This is a genomic window from Cobetia sp. PS-4MA, from assembly GCF_057670765.1.
Genome location: NZ_CM173107.1, coordinates 998,275 through 1,017,015 on the forward strand (window position 1 = coordinate 998,275; position 18,741 = coordinate 1,017,015).

At 63.6% G+C, this 18,741-nt stretch carries 17 protein-coding genes; 13 read left to right on the plus strand and 4 right to left on the minus strand.

From position 1 onward, the window contains the following. Nucleotides 1-172 precede the first annotated feature (172 nt). The 10 genes from AC26AR_RS04275 to AC26AR_RS04320 all read left to right on the plus strand — a co-directional run bounded on the left by AC26AR_RS04275 (nucleotide 173) and on the right by AC26AR_RS04320 (nucleotide 9,606). Nucleotides 173-1,522, plus strand: coding sequence for a Na(+)-translocating NADH-quinone reductase subunit A (locus AC26AR_RS04275; RefSeq protein ID WP_084209148.1), 1,350 nt, complete (start codon nucleotides 173-175; stop codon nucleotides 1,520-1,522). Further along, complete coding sequence (locus AC26AR_RS04280; RefSeq protein ID WP_077372002.1) at nucleotides 1,522-2,754, plus strand: NADH:ubiquinone reductase (Na(+)-transporting) subunit B; 1,233 nt, start codon at nucleotides 1,522-1,524, stop codon at nucleotides 2,752-2,754. The genes AC26AR_RS04275 and AC26AR_RS04280 overlap by 1 nt, the downstream gene beginning before the upstream one ends. A 1-nt stretch (nucleotide 2,755) precedes the next feature. Further along, nucleotides 2,756-3,538 (plus strand): Na(+)-translocating NADH-quinone reductase subunit C, encoded by a 783-nt coding sequence (locus AC26AR_RS04285; RefSeq protein WP_077372005.1) that lies wholly within the window; start codon nucleotides 2,756-2,758, stop codon nucleotides 3,536-3,538. Nucleotides 3,539-3,540: 2 nt separating this feature from the next. Then, a complete protein-coding gene (locus AC26AR_RS04290) occupies nucleotides 3,541-4,209 on the plus strand; it encodes an NADH:ubiquinone reductase (Na(+)-transporting) subunit D (protein ID WP_077372008.1) in 669 nt (222 codons plus the stop codon). 1 nt (nucleotide 4,210) lies between these two features. Then, nucleotides 4,211-4,831, plus strand: coding sequence for an NADH:ubiquinone reductase (Na(+)-transporting) subunit E (gene nqrE, locus AC26AR_RS04295; RefSeq protein WP_077372011.1), 621 nt, complete (start codon nucleotides 4,211-4,213; stop codon nucleotides 4,829-4,831). Nucleotides 4,832-4,856: 25 nt separating this feature from the next. After that, nucleotides 4,857-6,089, plus strand: a complete 1,233-nt coding sequence (nqrF, locus tag AC26AR_RS04300; protein ID WP_077372013.1) for an NADH:ubiquinone reductase (Na(+)-transporting) subunit F — start codon at nucleotides 4,857-4,859, stop codon at nucleotides 6,087-6,089. A 3-nt stretch (nucleotides 6,090-6,092) separates the two neighbouring features. Next, complete coding sequence (locus AC26AR_RS04305) at nucleotides 6,093-7,166, plus strand: FAD:protein FMN transferase (RefSeq protein WP_488107606.1); 1,074 nt, start codon at nucleotides 6,093-6,095, stop codon at nucleotides 7,164-7,166. A 183-nt stretch (nucleotides 7,167-7,349) separates the two neighbouring features. After that, on the plus strand, nucleotides 7,350-7,601 hold the full coding sequence (gene nqrM, locus AC26AR_RS04310) for a (Na+)-NQR maturation NqrM (protein ID WP_077372016.1): 252 nt from the start codon (nucleotides 7,350-7,352) through the stop codon (nucleotides 7,599-7,601). Between the two features lie 131 nt (nucleotides 7,602-7,732). After that, nucleotides 7,733-9,124 carry a Si-specific NAD(P)(+) transhydrogenase gene (sthA, locus tag AC26AR_RS04315; protein WP_077372019.1) on the plus strand — a complete coding sequence of 464 codons (1,392 nt, stop codon included), beginning with the start codon at nucleotides 7,733-7,735 and terminating at the stop codon, nucleotides 9,122-9,124. Nucleotides 9,125-9,240: 116 nt separating this feature from the next. Continuing rightward, a complete protein-coding gene (locus AC26AR_RS04320) occupies nucleotides 9,241-9,606 on the plus strand; it encodes a YrhK family protein (protein WP_084209146.1) in 366 nt (121 codons plus the stop codon). Between the two features lie 49 nt (nucleotides 9,607-9,655). Here the strand turns inward: AC26AR_RS04320 and AC26AR_RS04325 are convergent, their stop codons facing one another. From AC26AR_RS04325 to AC26AR_RS04335, 3 genes are all read right to left on the minus strand, one after another. Continuing rightward, entirely contained in the window at nucleotides 9,656-10,525 is an 870-nt protein-coding gene (locus AC26AR_RS04325) for a DNA replication terminus site-binding protein (RefSeq protein WP_084209145.1), read from the minus strand. Between the two features lie 202 nt (nucleotides 10,526-10,727). Beyond that, nucleotides 10,728-11,648, minus strand: a complete 921-nt coding sequence (locus AC26AR_RS04330) for a carbon-nitrogen hydrolase (protein WP_176502781.1) — start codon at nucleotides 11,646-11,648, stop codon at nucleotides 10,728-10,730. After that, nucleotides 11,648-12,709 (minus strand): agmatine deiminase family protein, encoded by a 1,062-nt coding sequence (locus AC26AR_RS04335; RefSeq protein ID WP_488107607.1) that lies wholly within the window; start codon nucleotides 12,707-12,709, stop codon nucleotides 11,648-11,650. Before AC26AR_RS04335 ends, AC26AR_RS04330 begins: the two co-directional genes overlap by 1 nt. Before the next feature lie 245 nt (nucleotides 12,710-12,954). On the opposite strand from AC26AR_RS04335, the gene AC26AR_RS04340 reads away from it, so the two are divergent. Together AC26AR_RS04340 and AC26AR_RS04345 are read left to right on the plus strand one after the other, a co-directional pair. Beyond that, on the plus strand, nucleotides 12,955-14,199 hold the full coding sequence (locus AC26AR_RS04340) for a lipoprotein-releasing ABC transporter permease subunit (protein WP_077373141.1): 1,245 nt from the start codon (nucleotides 12,955-12,957) through the stop codon (nucleotides 14,197-14,199). Between the two features lie 52 nt (nucleotides 14,200-14,251). Beyond that, on the plus strand, nucleotides 14,252-14,974 hold the full coding sequence (locus AC26AR_RS04345; protein ID WP_488107608.1) for an ABC transporter ATP-binding protein: 723 nt from the start codon (nucleotides 14,252-14,254) through the stop codon (nucleotides 14,972-14,974). A gap of 105 nt (nucleotides 14,975-15,079) precedes the next feature. Here AC26AR_RS04345 and AC26AR_RS04350 read toward each other — a convergent pair whose 3' ends face one another. Continuing rightward, the gene (locus AC26AR_RS04350; RefSeq protein WP_077372037.1) at nucleotides 15,080-15,661 is read right to left on the minus strand and encodes a DUF2062 domain-containing protein; all 582 of its coding nucleotides are present in this window, start codon (nucleotides 15,659-15,661) and stop codon (nucleotides 15,080-15,082) included. Between the two features lie 168 nt (nucleotides 15,662-15,829). Here AC26AR_RS04350 and AC26AR_RS04355 point away from each other — a divergent pair, with 168 nt between their 5' ends. After that, nucleotides 15,830-18,667, plus strand: a complete 2,838-nt coding sequence (locus AC26AR_RS04355) for a ComEC/Rec2 family competence protein (protein WP_488107609.1) — start codon at nucleotides 15,830-15,832, stop codon at nucleotides 18,665-18,667. Nucleotides 18,668-18,741: the final 74 nt, after the last annotated feature.

An 18,741-nucleotide genomic window follows, 5' to 3' on the forward strand; every position in this document is an offset into this window, starting at 1 on the left:
TTTGGGCCGGTCCAATCTCTGGGCTACACCTCCAACCGTCTGATAAGAAAAGCATTCACATCAACTGAAACGCGAATCTCGCGAGGTTGCCTGGCCGTATGTCGGCCTCGAGGCGTGTCATTGATGCGTGATCTTTCCTGAACAACATCAGATCCGACAATTGGGCGAGTCTATGATCGAAGTCAAACGTGGCCTGGATCTCCCCATCGCCGGGGCGCCGGAGCAGCGTATCGAGGATGCGCAGCCCGTTCGTCGCGTAGCGATCCTGGGTGTTGACTACGTCGGCATGAAGCCGACGATGGAAGTCCGTGAAGGGGACAAGGTGAAACTGGGGCAACTCCTGTTCACCGACAAGAAGACCCCGGGCGTCCGTTACACCGCGCCTGCTGCCGGGACCGTGGTCGAGATCAACCGTGGCGAGAAGCGCAAGCTTCTGTCCGTGGTCATCGAGACCGATGCGCAGGGCGAAGCGGTGGAATTCACCGCGCATGGCGAGGCGGCGCTGGCCGGTCTCGAGCGTCAGGTCGTGGTCGACCAGCTGGTCGACTCCGGTCTGTGGACGGCATTCCGTACCCGCCCGTTCTCGCGTGTGCCGGCACTGGATGCCACCCCGGCAGCCATCTTCGTCACCGCCATCGATACCCACCCGCTGGCCGCAGATCCGGCCGTGGTGCTCAAGGGGCAGGAAGTTGCGTTCCGTCAGGGTCTCGTCGCATTGACGCGTCTGACCGAAGGCAAGGTGTTCCTGTGCCAGGCACCGGGCGCGGATATCCCGGGCGGCGATGTGGCCGGCGTGGTCAGCGAGTCCTTCAAGGGCCCGCACCCGGCAGGTCTGCCGGGTACGCACATCCATCATCTCGCACCGGTCAGCCTGAAGCGTCATGTCTGGCATGTCGGTTATCAGGATGTCGTCGCCATCGGTACCCTGCTGGCGGAAGGGCGTCTGGACACCACGCGTGTCATCGCCGTCGGTGGCCCGCGTGCCACCAAGCCCCGCCTGCTGCGTACCCGTCTGGGCGCGAGCACTGAAGAACTGCTCAAGGGGGAAGTCGAGCAGCCGGAAGATACCCGTGTGATCTCCGGTTCCGTGTTCTCCGGTCTGACCTGTGAAGGGGCGCTGCGTTTCGTCAGCCGCTATCACACTCAGGTGAGTCTGCTGGAAGAAGGCAACAAGCGTGCCTTCATGGGCTGGCTGTCCACCGGTGCCAATCGTCACTCGGTGCTGGGTATCTACCTGTCGAAGCTGACCGGTCTGCGTGACTATCGTCCCAACACCTCCACCAATGGCTCCGAGCGTGCCATGGTGCCGGTGGGGGCGTACGAGAAGGTCATGCCGCTGGACATTCTGCCGACGCAGCTGCTGCGCTCGCTGATCGTGGGTGATATCGAGACCGGCATGCAGCTTGGCTGCCTGGAGCTTGATGAAGAGGACCTCGCACTGTGCACCTATGTGTGCCCGGGCAAGTACGAGTACGGTCCCATCCTGCGTGACAACCTCACCACGATCGAGAAAGAGGTCTGATGATGGGTATTCGACAGACTCTGGATAACCTGGAGCCGCACTTCCACAAGGGTGGCAAGTACGAGAAGTTCTACGCGCTCTACGAAGCCGTGGACACGATTTTCTATGCGCCGGCGAGTGTCACGCGTACCACCGCGCACGTGCGTGATGGTATCGACCTGAAGCGCATCATGATCACGGTCTGGATGTGTACCTTCCCGGCCATGTTCTTCGGCATGTACAACGCCGGTCTGCAGGCCAACGAGGCCATCGCTGGCGGTTACAGTGCATTGGGCGGCTGGCGTGAAGCCATCGTCATGATGCTGGCGGGCAGCCATGATGCGGGCAGCGTGTGGGCCAACTTCATCCTGGGGGCCACCTACTTCCTGCCCATCTATCTGGTGACCTTCGCGGTCGGCGGCTTCTGGGAAGTGCTGTTCGCGATGCGTCGCGGTCACGAGGTCAACGAAGGCTTCTTCGTCACCTCCGTGCTCTTCGCGCTGACGCTGCCGGCCACCATCCCGCTGTGGCAGGTCGCGCTCGGCATCACCTTCGGTGTGGTGATCGGCAAGGAAGTCTTCGGCGGTACCGGCAAGAACTTCCTCAACCCGGCGCTGTCCGGTCGTGCCTTCCTGTACTTCGCCTATCCGGCCAGCATTTCCGGTGACGCGGTGTGGGTGCCGGCTGACGGCTATACCGGTGCGACCGCACTGTCCACCGCGGCACAGGACGGCATGAGCGCCCTGATGCAGCAGATGAGCTGGACCGATGCCTTCCTGGGCTTCATTCCGGGCTCGTTGGGTGAGGTATCGACGCTGGCCATCTTCCTCGGCGCGGCGGTACTGCTGTGGACGCGCATCGCCTCCTGGCGAATCATGCTGGGCGTGTTGCTGGGCATGGTCGCGACCTCGGCGCTGTTCAACGCCATCGGCAGTGACACCAATGCCATGTTCGCGATGCCGTGGTACTGGCATCTGGTCATCGGCGGCTTCGCCTTCGGCATGGTCTTCATGGCCACCGATCCGGTCTCGGCTTCCATGACCGACAAGGGCAAGCTGATCTTCGGTGCACTGATCGGCGTGATGACCGTGTTGATCCGTGTCGCCAACCCGGCCTTCCCGGAGGGCATCATGCTGGCGATCCTGTTCGCCAACCTGTTCGCCCCGCTGATCGACCACTTCGTCGTGCAGGCCAACATCAAGCGCCGCGTCAAGCGCGAGGCTGCCGGCATCGCGAACGAGGAGACCGCCTGACATGGCCAGCAACAATTCCATCAAGAAGACCCTCGGCGTCGCGCTCGGGCTGTGCATCGTCTGCTCGGTGGTGGTATCCACCGCAGCGGTCGTGCTGCGTCCGATGCAGATGACCAATGCCGAGCTGGACCGCAAGAGCAACATCCTCGCGGTCGCCGAGCTGCTGCAGCCGGGCGAGGATGTCGGCCAGCAGTTCCGTGACAAGGTCACCGCCAAGGTCGTCGACCTGAACAGCGGTGAGTACGTCGACGACATCGATCCGGAAAAGTACGACCAGGCCAAGATGTCCAAGGACCCGGCCACCTCACGTACCCTGTCCGGTGATGAGGATCTGCCGGGCATCAAGCGTCGTGAGCAGTACTCGGTGGTCTATCTGGTCGGTGATGTCGAGCAGCCGGACGAGATCATCGTCCCGGTGCGTGGCAACGGCCTGTGGTCGATGATGTACGGCTACCTGGCACTCAAGGGTGACGGCAACACCGTGGTGGGTCTGTCCTTCTATCAGCAGGGGGAAACTCCGGGGCTGGGCGGCGAAGTCGACAACCCGAAGTGGAAGGCCCAGTGGGATGGCAAGAAGATCTATCCCGAAGACAGCATGGACCCGGAAGTGCACCTGAAGAAGGGCGGTGTCAATCCGTCATCTCCGGATGCCAAGTACCAGGTTGATGCCCTGTCAGGTGCTACCCTCACCAGCAACGGCGTGACCAACCTGCTGCAGTTCTGGATGGGTGAGAATGGCTTCGCCAAGTACCTGACCCAGTTCCGCGACGTCAAAGGAGCGTAATGATGGCAGCCGAAACTCCTAAAGGTGTCCTGACGACGCCGATCTTCAAGAACAACCCCATCGCGCTGCAGATCCTCGGTATCTGCTCCGCGCTGGCGGTGACCAACTCGATGAACACCGCCCTGATCATGGGGATCGCGGTGTCACTGGTGACGGCGTTCTCCAGTCTGTTCATCTCGTTGATCCGCAATCACATCCCGTCGTCCATCCGCATCATCGTGCAGATGACGATCATCGCCTCGCTGGTCATCGTGGTCGATCAGTCGCTCAAGGCCTTCGCCTTCGAGACCTCCAAGCAGCTGTCGGTCTTCGTCGGTCTGATCATCACCAACTGCATCGTGATGGGCCGCGCGGAAGCCTACGCCATGCAGAATGGCCCGGCGATGAGCTTCATCGACGGTATCGGCAACGGTCTCGGCTACACCGTGATCCTGCTGGTGGTCGGCTTCGTGCGTGAGCTGTTCGGTTCCGGCTCCCTGTTCGGCGTGACCATCCTGCAGACCGTCAACGACGGTGGCTGGTACATCCCGAATGGTCTGATGCTGCTGCCGCCGTCCGCGTTCTTCGTCATCGGTCTGTTCATCTGGGTGCTGCGCAGCGTCTATCCGGAGCAGGTCGAGAAGGCGGAGTACAAGATTACCGCCAACACCAAGATCAAGGAGGCCGTGTAACATGTTCGAACACTACCTGAGCCTGTTCATCAAGGCCGTGTTCGTCGAGAACATGGCGCTGGCCTTCTTCCTGGGCATGTGCACCTTCCTGGCGGTGTCCAAGAAGATCCAGTCCGCGATCGGTCTGGGCGTGGCCGTCATCGTCGTGCTGGCGGTGACCGTCCCGGTCAACAACCTGATCCTGAACTATCTGCTGCGTGAAGGCGCGCTGACCTGGACCGGTCTGGAAGGTGCGGAAAGCATCGACCTGTCCTTCCTGGGTTACCTGTCCTACATCGGCGTCATCGCGGCGATCGTCCAGATCCTCGAGATGTTCCTCGACAAGTTCGTGCCGGCGCTCTACAACGCGCTGGGCGTGTTCCTGCCGCTGATCACGGTCAACTGCGCGATTCTCGGTGCGGCCCTGTTCATGGTGCAGCGTGACTACAGCTTCGGCGAGTCCGTGATCTATGGCGTGGGTGCCGGCTTCGGCTGGGCACTGGCGATCGCCGCACTGGCCGGTATCCGCGAGAAGCTCAAGTACTCTGACGTGCCGGCTGGCCTGCAGGGTCTCGGCATTACCTTCATTACCGTTGGCCTGATGTCGCTGGGCTTCATGTCCTTCTCCGGCGTCCAGCTGTAACGCAACCGAGCATAAGGAAATCGAAATGGTAGATACCTCCATCATCGTGCTCGGCGTCGTCATGTTCACTGTGGTCGTGATCGGCCTGGTGCTCGTGATTCTCGCGGCACGCAGCAAGCTGGTCTCGAGCGGTGACGTCCAGATCGAGATCAATGGCGACCCCGCCAACACCCTGACCACCCAGGCCGGCGGCAAGCTGCTGCAGACCCTGGCGGCCAATGGCATCTTCCTGTCCTCCGCCTGTGGTGGCGGTGGTTCCTGTGCCCAGTGCAAGTGTCGGATCGAGGAGGGCGGCGGCTCCATCCTGCCCACCGAGGAATCCCACTTCACCATGGGTGAGAAGAAGGAAGGCTGGCGCCTGTCATGCCAGGTCCCGGTCAAGCAGGACATGAAGATCGAAGTGCCGGAAGAGATCTTCGGTGTGAAGAAGTGGGAAACCACCGTGACCGCCAACCCGAACGTCGCGACCTTCATCAAGGAGCTAAACCTGCAGCTGCCGGAAGGCGAGGAAGTCAACTTCCGCGCCGGCGGTTACGTGCAGCTGGAAGCGCCGGCCTACGACATCAAGTTCTCCGACTTCGATATCGAAGAAGAGTATCGTGGTGACTGGGAGAAGTTCGGTCTGTTCAACGTTCAGCACAAGAACGAAGAGCCGGTCATCCGCGCCTACTCCATGGCGAACTATCCGGAAGAGTACGGCATCCTGAAGTTCAACATCCGTATCGCCACTCCGCCGCCGAATTCCCAGCATCCGCCGGGGCTGATGTCCACCTATGTCTTCTCGCTGAAGCCGGGTGACAAGGTGACCGTGATGGGGCCGTTCGGTGAGTTCTTCGCCAAGGATACCGACGCCGAGATGGTCTTCATCGGTGGCGGTGCCGGCATGGCGCCGATGCGCAGCCATATCTTCGATCAGCTCAAGCGTCTGAATTCCAAGCGCAAGATGTCGTTCTGGTACGGTGCGCGCTCCATGCGCGAGTCGTTCTACAACGAGGAATACGACCAGCTGGCCGAAGAGAACGAGAACTTCGAGTGGCACCTGGCGCTGTCTGATCCGCAGCCTGAGGACAACTGGGAAGGCCCGACGGGCTTCATCCATAATGTCCTGTACGAAAACTACCTCAAGGACCACCCGGCCCCTGAGGACTGCGAGTACTACATGTGCGGGCCGCCCATGATGAACGCCGCCGTCGTCAAGATGCTGACCGACATGGGTGTGGAGCCGGAGAACATCCTGCTCGATGACTTCGGTGGTTGATCGATGATGTCACGCGTCGCAAGACGACTGGCAGGGCCGGCCCTCATGGGGCTGGCCCTGCTGGTTGCAGGCTGTGAAAATTCCAGCAACCCTGAGTTGCATCGCTTCGCCGGTCCCATCTTCGGCACCGGATTCCATGTCACGGTGGCAGGGGATCTGGATGTCGATGAGGTGGCGTCACTCAAGCAGGCGAGCGTCGAGGCGCTGGACAAGGTCGACTGGCAGATGTCGACCTACAAGGACACCTCGGAGCTCTCGAAGCTCAATCAGGCACCGCTGGATACGCCGATCACGCTGTCGGATGGCCTGGCGCAGGTGCTGGCCGAATCGCAGGATATCGGCAGGCGCTCCGAGGGTGCCTTTGACATCACCGTCGGTCCGGCCGTCAATCTGTGGGGCTTTGGCCCGGATGAGCGTCTCGACAAGGCACCGAGTGATGCACAGATCGCGCAGGCGCTCGAGAAGGTCGATCATCTGGCGCTGGAGCTCGATGGCAATACGGTGATCAAGCGCAAGCCGGTGTATGCCGACCTGTCGGGGATCGCCAAGGGCTATGGGGTGGATCGAGTCGCCGATGTGCTCGAGGCCAATGGCATCGAGAACTATCTGGTCGAGGTCGGTGGCGAGATCCGCGTCAAGGGTGAGAAGCCCGGCCACAAGCCGTGGCGTATCGCCATCGAAGCGCCGAAGTCCTTCGAGCGTTCCGTGCAGCGGATCATCGACCCCGGCAATGCTGCCGTGGCGACTTCCGGTGACTACCGCAACTATTTCGAGCAGGACGGCGTACGTTACTCACACACGATCGATCCGCGTACCGGTCGTCCCATTCAGCACTCCCTGGCATCGGTGACGGTCATCACGCCAGATTGTGCGAGTGCGGACGCCTGGGCCACGGCACTCAACGTGCTTGGCGCCGAGAAGGCAATGGCCATCGCAAGACGCGAGAACATTGCCGCCTATTTCATTGTCAAAACGGATGATGGCTTCAAGCAGTCCTGGAGTCCGGCATTCGCGCCCTATCTGAAGGACGCGCCGGCGACAGGCGAGACGAAGCCCGCAGGGGAATCCAGCGTCTGAGCCTGTCTGCCGTCAGGCAGACGGGGAGGACGTGATCCGCTGCCACCTGTCGTGACACGCCCCTGACCGGGCCTGCCACTCACGATGCATCGGCACCCTCCCGTCAGGGCGGGTACCGATGTGGCGGTCGAGTCGGGTCGGTCACAGTGGGCCAACATGGGGCCATGCCCCGGGAGAAATGACATGACTATCTGGTTACTGGTGTTCGCCGCCATGCTGCTGTTGATCGGCGCGATGGCTGTCGGGGTGTTGATGGGGCGCAAGCCGATCGCCGGCTCCTGCGGCGGCCTCAACAACCTCGGGCTCAAGGATGGCTGTGATATCTGTGGCGGCAAGGATGACGAGTGCGAGAAGGAGCAGGAGCGCCAGCGTCTGATGGCCGAGAGCGGCGGCAAGCCGGCCAGTGATCTGGCCTACGAAGCCCCGCGTCGTTGATTTCTGCTCTGATGACTCAGAGCCCGCCGGCCGCAAGGCCAGCCGCCGGCCCTGGCATGCCATTCTCTCCCTGAGCAGAGTGTGGCGTGTCAGGGCCGGCCTACGAACAACCAAGGAGCAAAGCGAGTCTCATGGCAGTCTACAACTACGATGTGGTCGTGATCGGTACCGGTCCGGCAGGGGAGAGCGCGGCGGTCAATGCGGCCAAGCATGGCAAGCGAGTGGCCGTGATCGAGGCCCAGTCCTCCGTGGGCGGCAACTGCACCCACAAGGGCACCATCCCCTCCAAGGCCCTGCGTCACGCGGTCAAGCAGATCATCGAGTTCAACACCAATCGCATGTTCCGCGACATCGGTGAGCCGCGCTGGTTCTCCTTCCCCAAGGTGCTGGAACGTTCGCGTCGTACCATCGAGCAGCAGGTCGAGATGCGCACGCGCTTCTATGCTCGCAACCGCATCGACGTGTTCTTCGGTACCGCGCGCTTCAAGGACGAGCACACCGTGCTGGTGCGTGATGCCCATGAAGGGACCGAGGAGCTGCACGCGGAGAAGGTCGTGATCGCCACCGGGTCGCGCCCCTACCGCCCGGCAGACGTCAATTTCCGCCACCCGCGTATCTATTGCTCCGATACCATCCTGGGTCTGTCGCACACGCCGCGCACGTTGATCATCTACGGTGCCGGTGTCATCGGGTCCGAGTACGCTTCCATCTTCTCGGGGCTGGGCGTCAAGGTGGACCTGATCGATACCCGTGATCGTCTGTTGTCATTCCTGGACAACGAGATTTCCGACGCGCTGTCCTACCACCTGCGCAACAACGGCGTGCTGGTGCGCCACAATGAGGAATACGAGCGCATCGAGGGCGATGAGTCCGGTGTGGTCGTGCACCTCAAGTCCGGCAAGAAGCTGCGTGCGGACGCCTTCCTGTGGGCCAATGGGCGCACCGGCAACACCGACAGCCTCGGCCTCGAGAACATCGGTCTGCAGGCCAATGGCCGTGGTCAGCTGACGGTCGATGATCAGTACCGCACCGAGCTGGACCACGTCTATGCCGTGGGCGATGTCATCGGCTGGCCGAGCCTGGCCTCTGCTGCCTATGATCAGGGTCGCTTCGCCTCGGCCAATCTGCTGGGCGAGGAGTTCAAGTTCGTCAATGAGGTGCCGACCGGCATCTACACCATCCCCGAGATCAGCTCGGTGGGGCGTGGCGAGAGCGAACTGACCGAAGCGCGCATTCCCTACGAAGTGGGGCAGGCCTTCTTCAAGGACACCGCACGCGCCCAGATCACCGGCGACACCGTCGGCATGCTCAAGATCCTGTTCCATCGCGACACGCTGGAAATCCTCGGCATCCACTGCTTCGGTGATCAGGCATCCGAGATCGTGCACATCGGCCAGGCCATCATGCAGCAGCAAGGTGAGGCGAATACGCTCAAGTACTTCGTCAATACCACCTTCAACTACCCGACCATGGCGGAAGCCTATCGGGTCGCTGCCATGAATGGACTCAATCGTCTGTTCTGATTACGCTGCGCTTGAAAGCGGTTCACAAGGCCTCGACATCTCTGGTGTCGAGGCCTTGTCGTATCCGGGGCTCTCGCAGGGACCTTTCCATTGACGAACCTTGAGGGCAATGACGCATGCAGCAGCATGATTGCGGGGAAAGCGGCACGCAGGAAAACAGCTCGCAGACAAGCGACACTCGGCAGACAAGCAATCATTCACGCAGGGCGCTGCAGGATGATCCGACCACGGACCTGACCCTGAGGCTGGGGCATGAGGAGCTGGTCATCCACCGCCGTTACGAGCTGGCCAGCATCATCAACGAGCTGGTGCTGGGTCTGTTGTTCACCATCGGCAGCGTGTGCTTCTTCTGGGATGAGTGGATGACGCTGGGGATCTGGCTGTTCGTGATCGGCTCGCTGCAGCTGACGCTCAAGCCGTTGATCCGCCTGGCGCGCCGCATGCACCTCAAGCGCCTGCCGGAATCAGGGCTGGATCTCTAGCAGGCGACTTCACAGTCTCTCTGTCTCACTGGCTCTCCGGCTCTAGAGATCAGCGATAGCGATGCACGCGCAGGCTCTTGAGAAAGGGCGTGTCCTCGATGCGCACATCTCCGCGTCTGGCGCGTGTGCGCTGTGCGGGCGGAGTCGGTGAGGGTTGGTTGAGCGCCGGCAGGCGTAGGTCATCGTGGGGCAGGAACAGCGGTAGCGAGACGTTCATCGCGCGGCGAGTGCGCAGCTCGCCATCCTCGCGCAAGACCGGCTCACGATAGAAGAGATTGGCGCGCATCAGCGGCGCCTGAGGCTGGATGCGTGCCAGTATCTCGTCAGAGGGCAGGCCCGCCAGCAGTCTGAGCTGCAGGCGCACGTGATCGGCCTCGGTATCCAGTTTCATCAGCATCGCCTCGCACTCCGGCACACTGACGCGCTGAATGGAGCGTCCGGAGCTGTACCAGGCGAAACGCACTCGCGCCACCGCTGCTTCCGCGACCGGTACGCGCCGCCAGCATTGCTTCAGATGCAGACGAGCGAGGCCATCGCCCTTCAGGTGCTGGTTGAGGCCGGGGTGGCGGAAGGGCAGGATGGCCTTGAGCTCCGCGAGTTGATCGGGATACGCCTCACGCAGTTCGGCAAACAGTCCCGCCAGATGCTCCTTGGCCAGATTGAGGGCGCCGACCGCCTGGATCACCTGCGGGCCTGCCGCCACCACGCCCAGATAGGGGCGGGTGACACGCCCATCTTGCCCATCCTGATACCACACATCCTGCAGCGCGAGCCGTAGCCAATCGAGATCGGCATGGCCGCCATCCAGCCGCCACAGCGGCGAATTCTCCTCCGCGACGGCAGTGATGACCTGTTCGGCTGCGCTGATCTGTTCATCGAAGGCCGCCTCTATTCTGGCCATCAGCTGATATTCGGGCATGGTCCGCGTCCTGGTTGGCGCTTGAGGGATACACTCTTTTTATCGCGTTATCCTGTTTAGCGCAGCCTGGCGGGAAAGACAAGCGTGCGGATACGACACGAGGCGCCCCGCAGGGCGCCTCGTGGCATGGCTGGCATCTCCCGGGCGGGAAGCGTCGTCAAGAAACACGCGGCTTCCTCAGGAGCTGATCGCGACCTTGCGTCTAGCGGTCGCGATAGCGTTCGGTGAGATCCCCATAGGCATCGATGCGGCGGTCACGCAGATAGGGCCAGATGCGGCGCACGTCCTCGCCACGCGCCAGATCCACCTCGACCAGCAACTCCTCGGGCTCGGTGCCGCCATGCGCCAGCAGCTCGCCCTGGGGTCCGCACACGAAGCTGCCCCCCCAGAACTGGATGCCTTCGCTGGCTGGCGTCGGGTCCGCTTCATGGCCGACTCGATTGGCGACGATCACCGGCACGCCATTGGCGACGCCGTGGCTGCGCTGGATCAGCGTCCAGGCATCCTTCTGGCGCGTCTGCTCGGCTTCATCATCGCGCGGGTCCCAGCCGATGGCGGTGGGATAGAGCAGCATCTCGGCACCGGCCAGTGCCATCAGTCGCGCGCCTTCCGGGTACCACTGATCCCAGCAGACCTGCACGCCCAGGCGGCCCACCGAGGTATCGATGGGCTCGAAACCGCGGCGCGGCGACTGTGCGCTGGGCGCATCACCCGGCGTGAAGTAGAACTTCTCGTAGAAGCCGGGATCATCCGGGATGTGCATCTTGCGGAAGGTGCCGACCAGGCCATCGGCCTTGTCGAGCACCACGGCGGTATTGTGATATACGCCCGCGGCGCGGCGCTCGAAGATGGAGCCGACGATGACCAGACCGAGTTCAGCGGCCAGACCGGCCAGGCGCTGGGTGGTCGGGCCTTCGAGGGGTTCGGCGAGATCGAAGATCGCGGTGTCTTCCGTCTGGCAGAAATAGTGGCTGGCATGCAGCTCCTGCAGCATCACCAGCTCAGCACCGCCGGCTGCCAGGCGGCGGATGGCCGCCTCGCTGGCCGCCAGGCTCGTATCCTTGTCGGGCCAGCCCTGCTGCTGGACGACACCGACCTTGAGTGTACGGCGGGAAGTGGTCATCACAGTGCTCCTTGAGTGAGGTTCGAGGTGGCCAGGGTGCCCTTGGGCAGTTGCATGGTCATGCAGTGCAGACTGCCATGCTGGCGAATCACGGCGCGGCAGTCGACCGGGATGATGTCACGTCCCGGGAAGGCGCCCGCCAGGGCCTTGAGCGCGATCATGTCGTGACGATCGGCATAGGTCGGTACCAGCACCGCGCCGTTGATGATCAGGAAGTTGGCATAGGTCGCCGGCAGGCGATGGCCGTCTTCGGGATCGAAGCAGGCCTCTGGCCATGGCAGCGGTACCAGGAAGTACGGATCGCCATTGGCATCCAGCATGCCTTCCAGCTCGGCTTCCATCGCCTTGAGCGCCGGGTAGTGCGGGTCGTCGCGATCATCGCAACGCACGTAGGCGATGGTACGCGGGTCGCAGAAGCGCGCCAGGGTGTCGACATGACTGTCGGTGTCATCGCCTTCCAGATGGCCATTGGCCAGCCACAGGATGCGTGAGACACCGAAATCAGCCGTGAGCTGTGCCTCGACCTGCTCGCGGCTCAGCCCGGCATTGCGATTGTCGTTGAGCAGGCAGGCCTCGGTGGTCAACAGCGTCCCCAGGCCATCCGTCTCGATGCCGCCGCCTTCCAGAATGAAATCGCGACTTTCCACCGGGCTTGCATAGACCCCTTGAGCGGCCAGCGCTCGGGTCAGGGCGTTGTCACGGGCGGCTTCGAACTTGCCGCCCCAGCCGGTGAAGGTGTAGTCGAGCAGTACCGGCTGGCCATCACGTTCGACGGTGATGGGGCCGTGGTCACGCGTCCAGGTGTCATCCAGCGGCGCCACATGCAGATGCAGACGCTCGGCCGGCACGCCGAAACCGGCGAAGCGTGACGTGAGGCGCTCGTGGGTGGCCTCGTCACTGACGCTGATCAGCACGTGCTGATACCGGCTGATGGCGATCACCATGGCCTCGCAGGTGGCTTCGATGCTCTCGAGCATCTCGTTCCAGTCGCTGTGGGGGCTGGGCCAGCTGAGCTGGATGGCATCCTGCGGGTGCCATTCGGCAAGCAGACGGGTGGCCATGGGCATCTCCCTGATGAAGAAGTGACGGTAATGCCGCGATACCGCGGACTTGGCGCGCGATGATAGCAGAGCCATGCGTCGACGCTAGCCCCTGCGTGCGTCATATGCCCAGACACTCGAGACTGGCGGTTCATGCTGTTCTCATGCGAGGGCTGGCAAACTGGGCGCGATTGTGGCCCCATGCGCCGAGCCTGCGGAATGCGTATCATGGCCCGCGACCCTGACCCAAGGAATCGACTTCGATGCTGCTGGATCGCCTACCCTTTCTGATCGGCCTGCGCTATACCCGCGCCAAGCGCCGTAACCATTTCATTTCCTTCATTTCCCTGACCTCGATGCTCGGCCTGTCGTTGGGCGTGGCCGTGCTGATTCTGGTGCTGTCCGTCATGAACGGCTTCGACCACGAATTGCGTACCCGCGTACTGGGCATGGTGCCGCATGTGCGGGTCGAGGCGCGCGACAGCGTCACCGACTGGGAGACGCTCGCCGGCATGTTGCGCGAGAAGCCGCATGTCGTCGGTGCCGCTCCCTACATCGAGCAGCAGGGCATGTTCACCACCAATGGTCGCAACAAGGGCGCGCTGGTCACCGGTATCGATCCGTCCGCGGAGGACCAGGTCTCGATCATCAGTGAGCACATGGTGCAAGGAAGTCTGGCAGACCTCACGCCGGGCAGCTGGGGCATCGTGATGGGGGAGCTGCTGGCACGCAATCTCGGGGTCGGCGTCGGGGATCGCGTCACGCTGCTGGTGCCCGAGGCCTCCATCACGCCCGGGGGCATCTTCCCGCGCCTCAAGCGCTTCACGGTGACCGGCATCTTCAAGGTCGGCGCGGACGTGGATGCCAGTCTCGCCTACACCGACATCTCGGACATGGCCAAGCTGGCACGCTTCAAGGAAGGCGAGGTGCAGGGCGTACGCCTGAAACTCGATGACCTGTTCAGTGCCGATGCCGTCACCCGTGACATCATCAGCCAGCTGGGGCCGCAGTATCGAGGCATGGACTGGAAGCGTACCCACGGCAACCTGTTCGCCGCCATCCAGATGGAGAAGAACATGATCGGCCTGCTACTGATGGTGATCGTCGCCGTGGCAGCCTTCAACATCGTCTCGACGCTGGTGATGATGGTGACCGACAAGCACGCCGACATCGCCATCCTGCGCACCCTCGGGGCCAAGCCCGGCAGCATCATGGGCATCTTCATCGTCCAGGGGCTGACCATCGGCGTGATGGGGATCATCATCGGCGCCATCGCCGGGGTGGCATTGGCATTGAGCGTCTCCGACATCATCGCCTGGGTGCAGTCGACCTTCGGTATCCAGTTCCTGGATCCCAACGTCTACTTCATCAGCTATCTGCCGTCTCGTCTCGAGCTGTCCGACATGGGCGTCATCATCGGCTCCGCGCTGGTGCTGAGCTTCCTGTCGACACTCTATCCGGCCTGGCGCGCTTCCCGCATCCAGCCGGCCGAGGTGCTGCGCTATGAATGATCTACCGACATCGACCGATGCATCATCCCGCTCTGCTGCTGGAGACTCCGCCATGCCGACCCTGGCTTCTGACACCCGTGCGACTGACTTGGCTCACGGCAAGCCGATGTTGATCTGTGAGCGCCTGAGTCGCAGCTACGACGAAGGCCCGCAGAAGGTGCAGGTTCTGGACGAACTGGAGCTGCGTGTGCACGCCGGCGAACGGGTCGCCGTCGTCGGCAGCTCCGGCTCCGGCAAGACCACGCTGCTCAATCTGCTCGGCGGGCTGGATCATCCCAGTCAGGGCATCGTGAAGGTGGCCGGCCAGCGCCTGTCCGAACTCAGTGAGTCGGCGCTGGGCAGCTTCCGCAATCAGCACATCGGCTTCGTCTATCAGTTCCATCATCTGCTGGCGGAATTCAGCGCCGAAGAGAATGTGGCGATGCCGTTGATCATCCGGGGCCACAAGCGTGCCGAGGCCGCCGTCAAGGCGCGCAAGCTGCTGGAGCGTGTCGGCATGGCGCCGCGCGCCGATCACAAGCCGGGCGAGCTGTCCGGGGGAGAACGTCAGCGCGTCGCCATCGCGCGTGCGCTGGTGACGGACCCGAGCCTGGTGCTGATGGATGAACCGACCGGCAACCTGGATCAGACCACGGCGGCGCGCATTCTGGAGCTGATGGACGACATCGCTCGGGAAGCGCAGGCCGCCTTCATCATCGTGACCCACGACAATGGGCTGGCCGCGCACCAGCACCGTGTGCTGCGCCTGGATGGCGGCAAGCTGCACGAGGACTGAGCTTCACCGCTGAGTGGCGGATGTCTGCCTCACGCCATGCCAGAAAGCCAAAAGCCCCGCCATCGAGAGATGGCGGGGCTTTTTCATGGGCGGCGTCGTCAGCCTTCAGGACTTGTCGGTATCCGGGGCAGCGTTCTGGTCGGACCGCTGCGCCTTGGTGCAACGCCTGGCGGCCAGACGCGCCTTGCGGCGACTGCGCCAGCTGCGCACGACCTGATAACGCCACAGCAGCCGGACCAGCACGTTGGCGAGCAGGGCGACCACCACCGCGCTGACCAGCGAGCCCAGCGCAAGTGCCGGCAGGATATCTTCCAGCTGGTTGGCGAACCAGGCCGCGGAGACCTGGTCCGGCATCACCCGGGCAGGCGTATCGAGCATCCAGGCGCCCACGCGATAGGTCGCGTAGTAGACCACGGGCATGGTCAACGGGTTGGTGATCCACACCAGACCTACCGAGAGCGCAAGGTTGCAGCGCAACGCCCAGGCGCCGAAGGCGGCCACCACCATCTGGAAGGGGATCGGCAGCAAGGCACAGAAGAAGCCCACCATGCACGCATTGGCAACGGTTCGACGCGACAACGCCCACAACGCGGGGTCGGCGATCAGGTGATGCATGAAGCGCAGGGATTTCTTGCGCCTGAGGGCATCCGGTTCCGGCATGAACCGCTTGAGTAGACGACGAGGCATGGCTTGGCCATTTGGCATTCAACGCCGGCCATTATCCATACATGTCCCCGGGACTGCCATGCTGTGAGCTCAGTTAAGCGGCCCGCATCGTGCAATCCTGTGTGCTTGAAATGATGCTGAACGCAGGCCAGCCCCCGTCATGCCTGATGAAGAGCGATATCTGCCTCCTTGAACGATTCGTCTGAAAAGCTGCCCGTGGGCGCGAGCGACGCCACGCGGTTTCGCGGGTCCTGGCTGACACCGGGGGCTCTGATCCAGTGGCTCGCCGGTCTGGTGGCCGGGGTGTGGCTGTCGCGACAGGGGGAGTGGGCGGCCGATTGGCAGGGACGCATGCCGGATGGCGCACCCGAAAGCGCAGGGGATGTCTTGAGCGGGATGGCAGACAGCCTGTTGCTGCCATCCCTTGTGCTAAGCCTGCTGGTGATGCTCGCCTTCGCGCGACGCCCGGCAGTTTTGCGGCTGGGGATTGCTCTGTGGGGTGGGCTGTTGCTCGGGCTGGCGCATCAGCCACTCATGCTTGCCGAAGCACTGGCGCGCGAGGATATCTGGCTGGAGGGGCGCATAGAGCAGGCCAGCCGTTCGCTCCCGGCCCCGGGGGAGTCGGTGCGTCTGGTCTTCAGGGTGGAAGCCTGTCGAGCCTCGGGCGCTGATGGCGAAGCAGGCGGTGAGCAGGGCGAGGCGCTCAAGCCCCCCAGGATGAACGCATCCGGCATGACGAGCGCCGGGCGTGAGCTGGCCTGTCGCCGTCTCGAGGGCCAGCGGGTGCAATTGCGGCGCTACTGGCCGCGGCGTGCCGCCTCTGAATCATCAGCTTCGCCTCTTCTCGTTCCCTGGCAAGCAGGGGAGCGGTGGCGGCTGATCGCCAGACTGGTGCCGCCGCATGCTGCCAGCAACCCGGACGCGCTGCAGAGTTTTGATCGGGTCAGCTGGTGGTGGCGCGAGGGGATCGTGGCGACGGGGTACGTGCGAGACCCCGCCCAAGCACAGCGACTGGCACCACCCCGCGGGGTGGCAGCGTTGCGCCTGGCGGCCGAGCAGCGGCTCTGGCAGGACTGTGGAGGGCGGAGCGATGACATCCAATGGGCGCATTCGCCCTGCCGCTGGCTGGCGGCGCTGACGCTGGGGCGTGCCTCGGCGCTGACTCGCGATGACTGGGAGTCCTTGAATGCCTCCGGGTTGACGCACCTCGCCGTGGTGTCAGGGCTGCATGTCGGGCTGATGGCAAGCCTGGTGCTGGTGGTGAGCTTTGGCGTCCTGCGCCGTCTTCGTCCTGCCGACTGGCGTTTCAGCGTCGCTCCCTGGTGGCTGGCGTGTCTGGCGGCCTGGAGTTTCGCGATACTGGCAGGGCTGGCGCCGCCGGCGCTGCGAGCGGCGCTGATGACAAGTGTTGGGTTGTGGATGGCCAGCGGGCGCAGCGGCCTGGGCGTCTGGCAGATATGGATGCTGGCGTTGTCGCTGGTGATCGGCCTTGATCCGCTGGCCTTGTGGCGACCCGGCACCTGGTATTCGTTCCTTGCCGTGGCAGCGCTGCTGCTGGCCTGGCAGGGGTGTGAGCGCCCCCGCGGTGCGCTGGGCTGGTGTCGCGCCACGCTGCGCAGTCAATGGGTGTTGACGCTGGTGATGGGGGTCGCTCTGCTGGTCGGGCGTGGTCAGCTGTCATGGCTTGCCATGCCGATGAATCTCGTCATTGCCCCGCTCGCGACCCTCCTGGTCGTGCCGTTGGGGATGCTGGGCTGGGGGCTGGCTGGCATCGACTCCCTGCTGGACGCGATGGGCTTGAGGCTGTCGGAAGGGGCGGGAATGAGCGGGGCGCTGTGGCAGTGGCTCGCCGAGCGAGTGGATCATGGCATGGCGTGGCTCGGGGCCGTCACGCAGCGTCATGGCCTCTGGCCCGCACGGACAGCGACGGACACCCTGTCCGCTGACATGGCAGCAGCGATGGCGATGATGGTACTGGGCGGCCTGTGGCTGGCAAGTGGAGTGCCGGGGTTGGAGCGCCGTGTCAGAGGGCTGTGCACCGCCCTGGCGATGCTGTGGGGGACGGGGCTTGCCTTGCTGCTGTGGCCGCCTGCGCCATGGTCGTCCAGCGCCCACGCCGGCGAAGGACGCATAGGGCGCGACAGCGAATGGCTTGCCGATTCGCGAGCGGCCCCGTTGGTCGTGACCGTCCATGACGTCGGACAGGGGCTGGCGATATCGCTCAGGGTAGCGGGGCGCGTGCTGTCACCTGAGACGATGGAGGATCTTCCTCGTCATTGGCTCTATGATCTCGGCCCCGGTGCTGCCTTCGGGCCGCCGCGCATGGGGGAGCTGCTGACGGCTGCCGAGGCGCCCTGGGGCGTCATCATCAGTCATGGTGATGGCGATCATGCAGGCGGACTGGCGGCGCTGCGAGCGGAGCAGATCGCGCAGTTGTGGGTGCCTGAGGGACAGAGAGGCCGTCTTGACCGTCAGGTGGGCTGGCTGAAGGACGTGCCGACCGCGTCCTGTGAGGCAGGGCGGCGCATCACGCTCGGCCATCTCGCCGACCGCCCCGTGAAACTGGAGATGCTGTGGCCGCCGCCCGGGTGGAAGGTGCGGCGTGACAATGCCCACTCCTGTGTGGTTCTGATCGCGTGGGGTGAGCGTCCGCTGGCGTTGCTGAGTGGCGATATCGGGGTGCAGGAGGAGCGCCAGCTGGTGGAGCTGCTCTCGCGTCGGCTGGCGGGAAGCCCGCTGCCATTGCTGGTCGTCGCGCACCATGGCAGTCGCAGCAGCAGTGGGGAATCCTGGCTCGCGCGTCTGGCACCGCGCCACGCGATCATCAGTGCCGGACGCTACAACCCGCATGGTCATCCGCATGGCGAGGTGGTCGAACGCCTGATGCGGCATGCGCAATGTGTCTGGCACAGTGGCCTGGAGGGAGCGCTGCGCTGGGAGTGGTCCCCTGACGCGGAGCGCCTCATTCCCGCGCGGGGTGCTGCCGGTATCGATACGCAGTGCCTTGGGGTAAAATCCGTTGATTGATCAGGGGCATGGCGAATGTCTGCCTGTCAGCGTGCCAGGGACGCGGTCGCGCAGGCCTGATGACGACAACAATG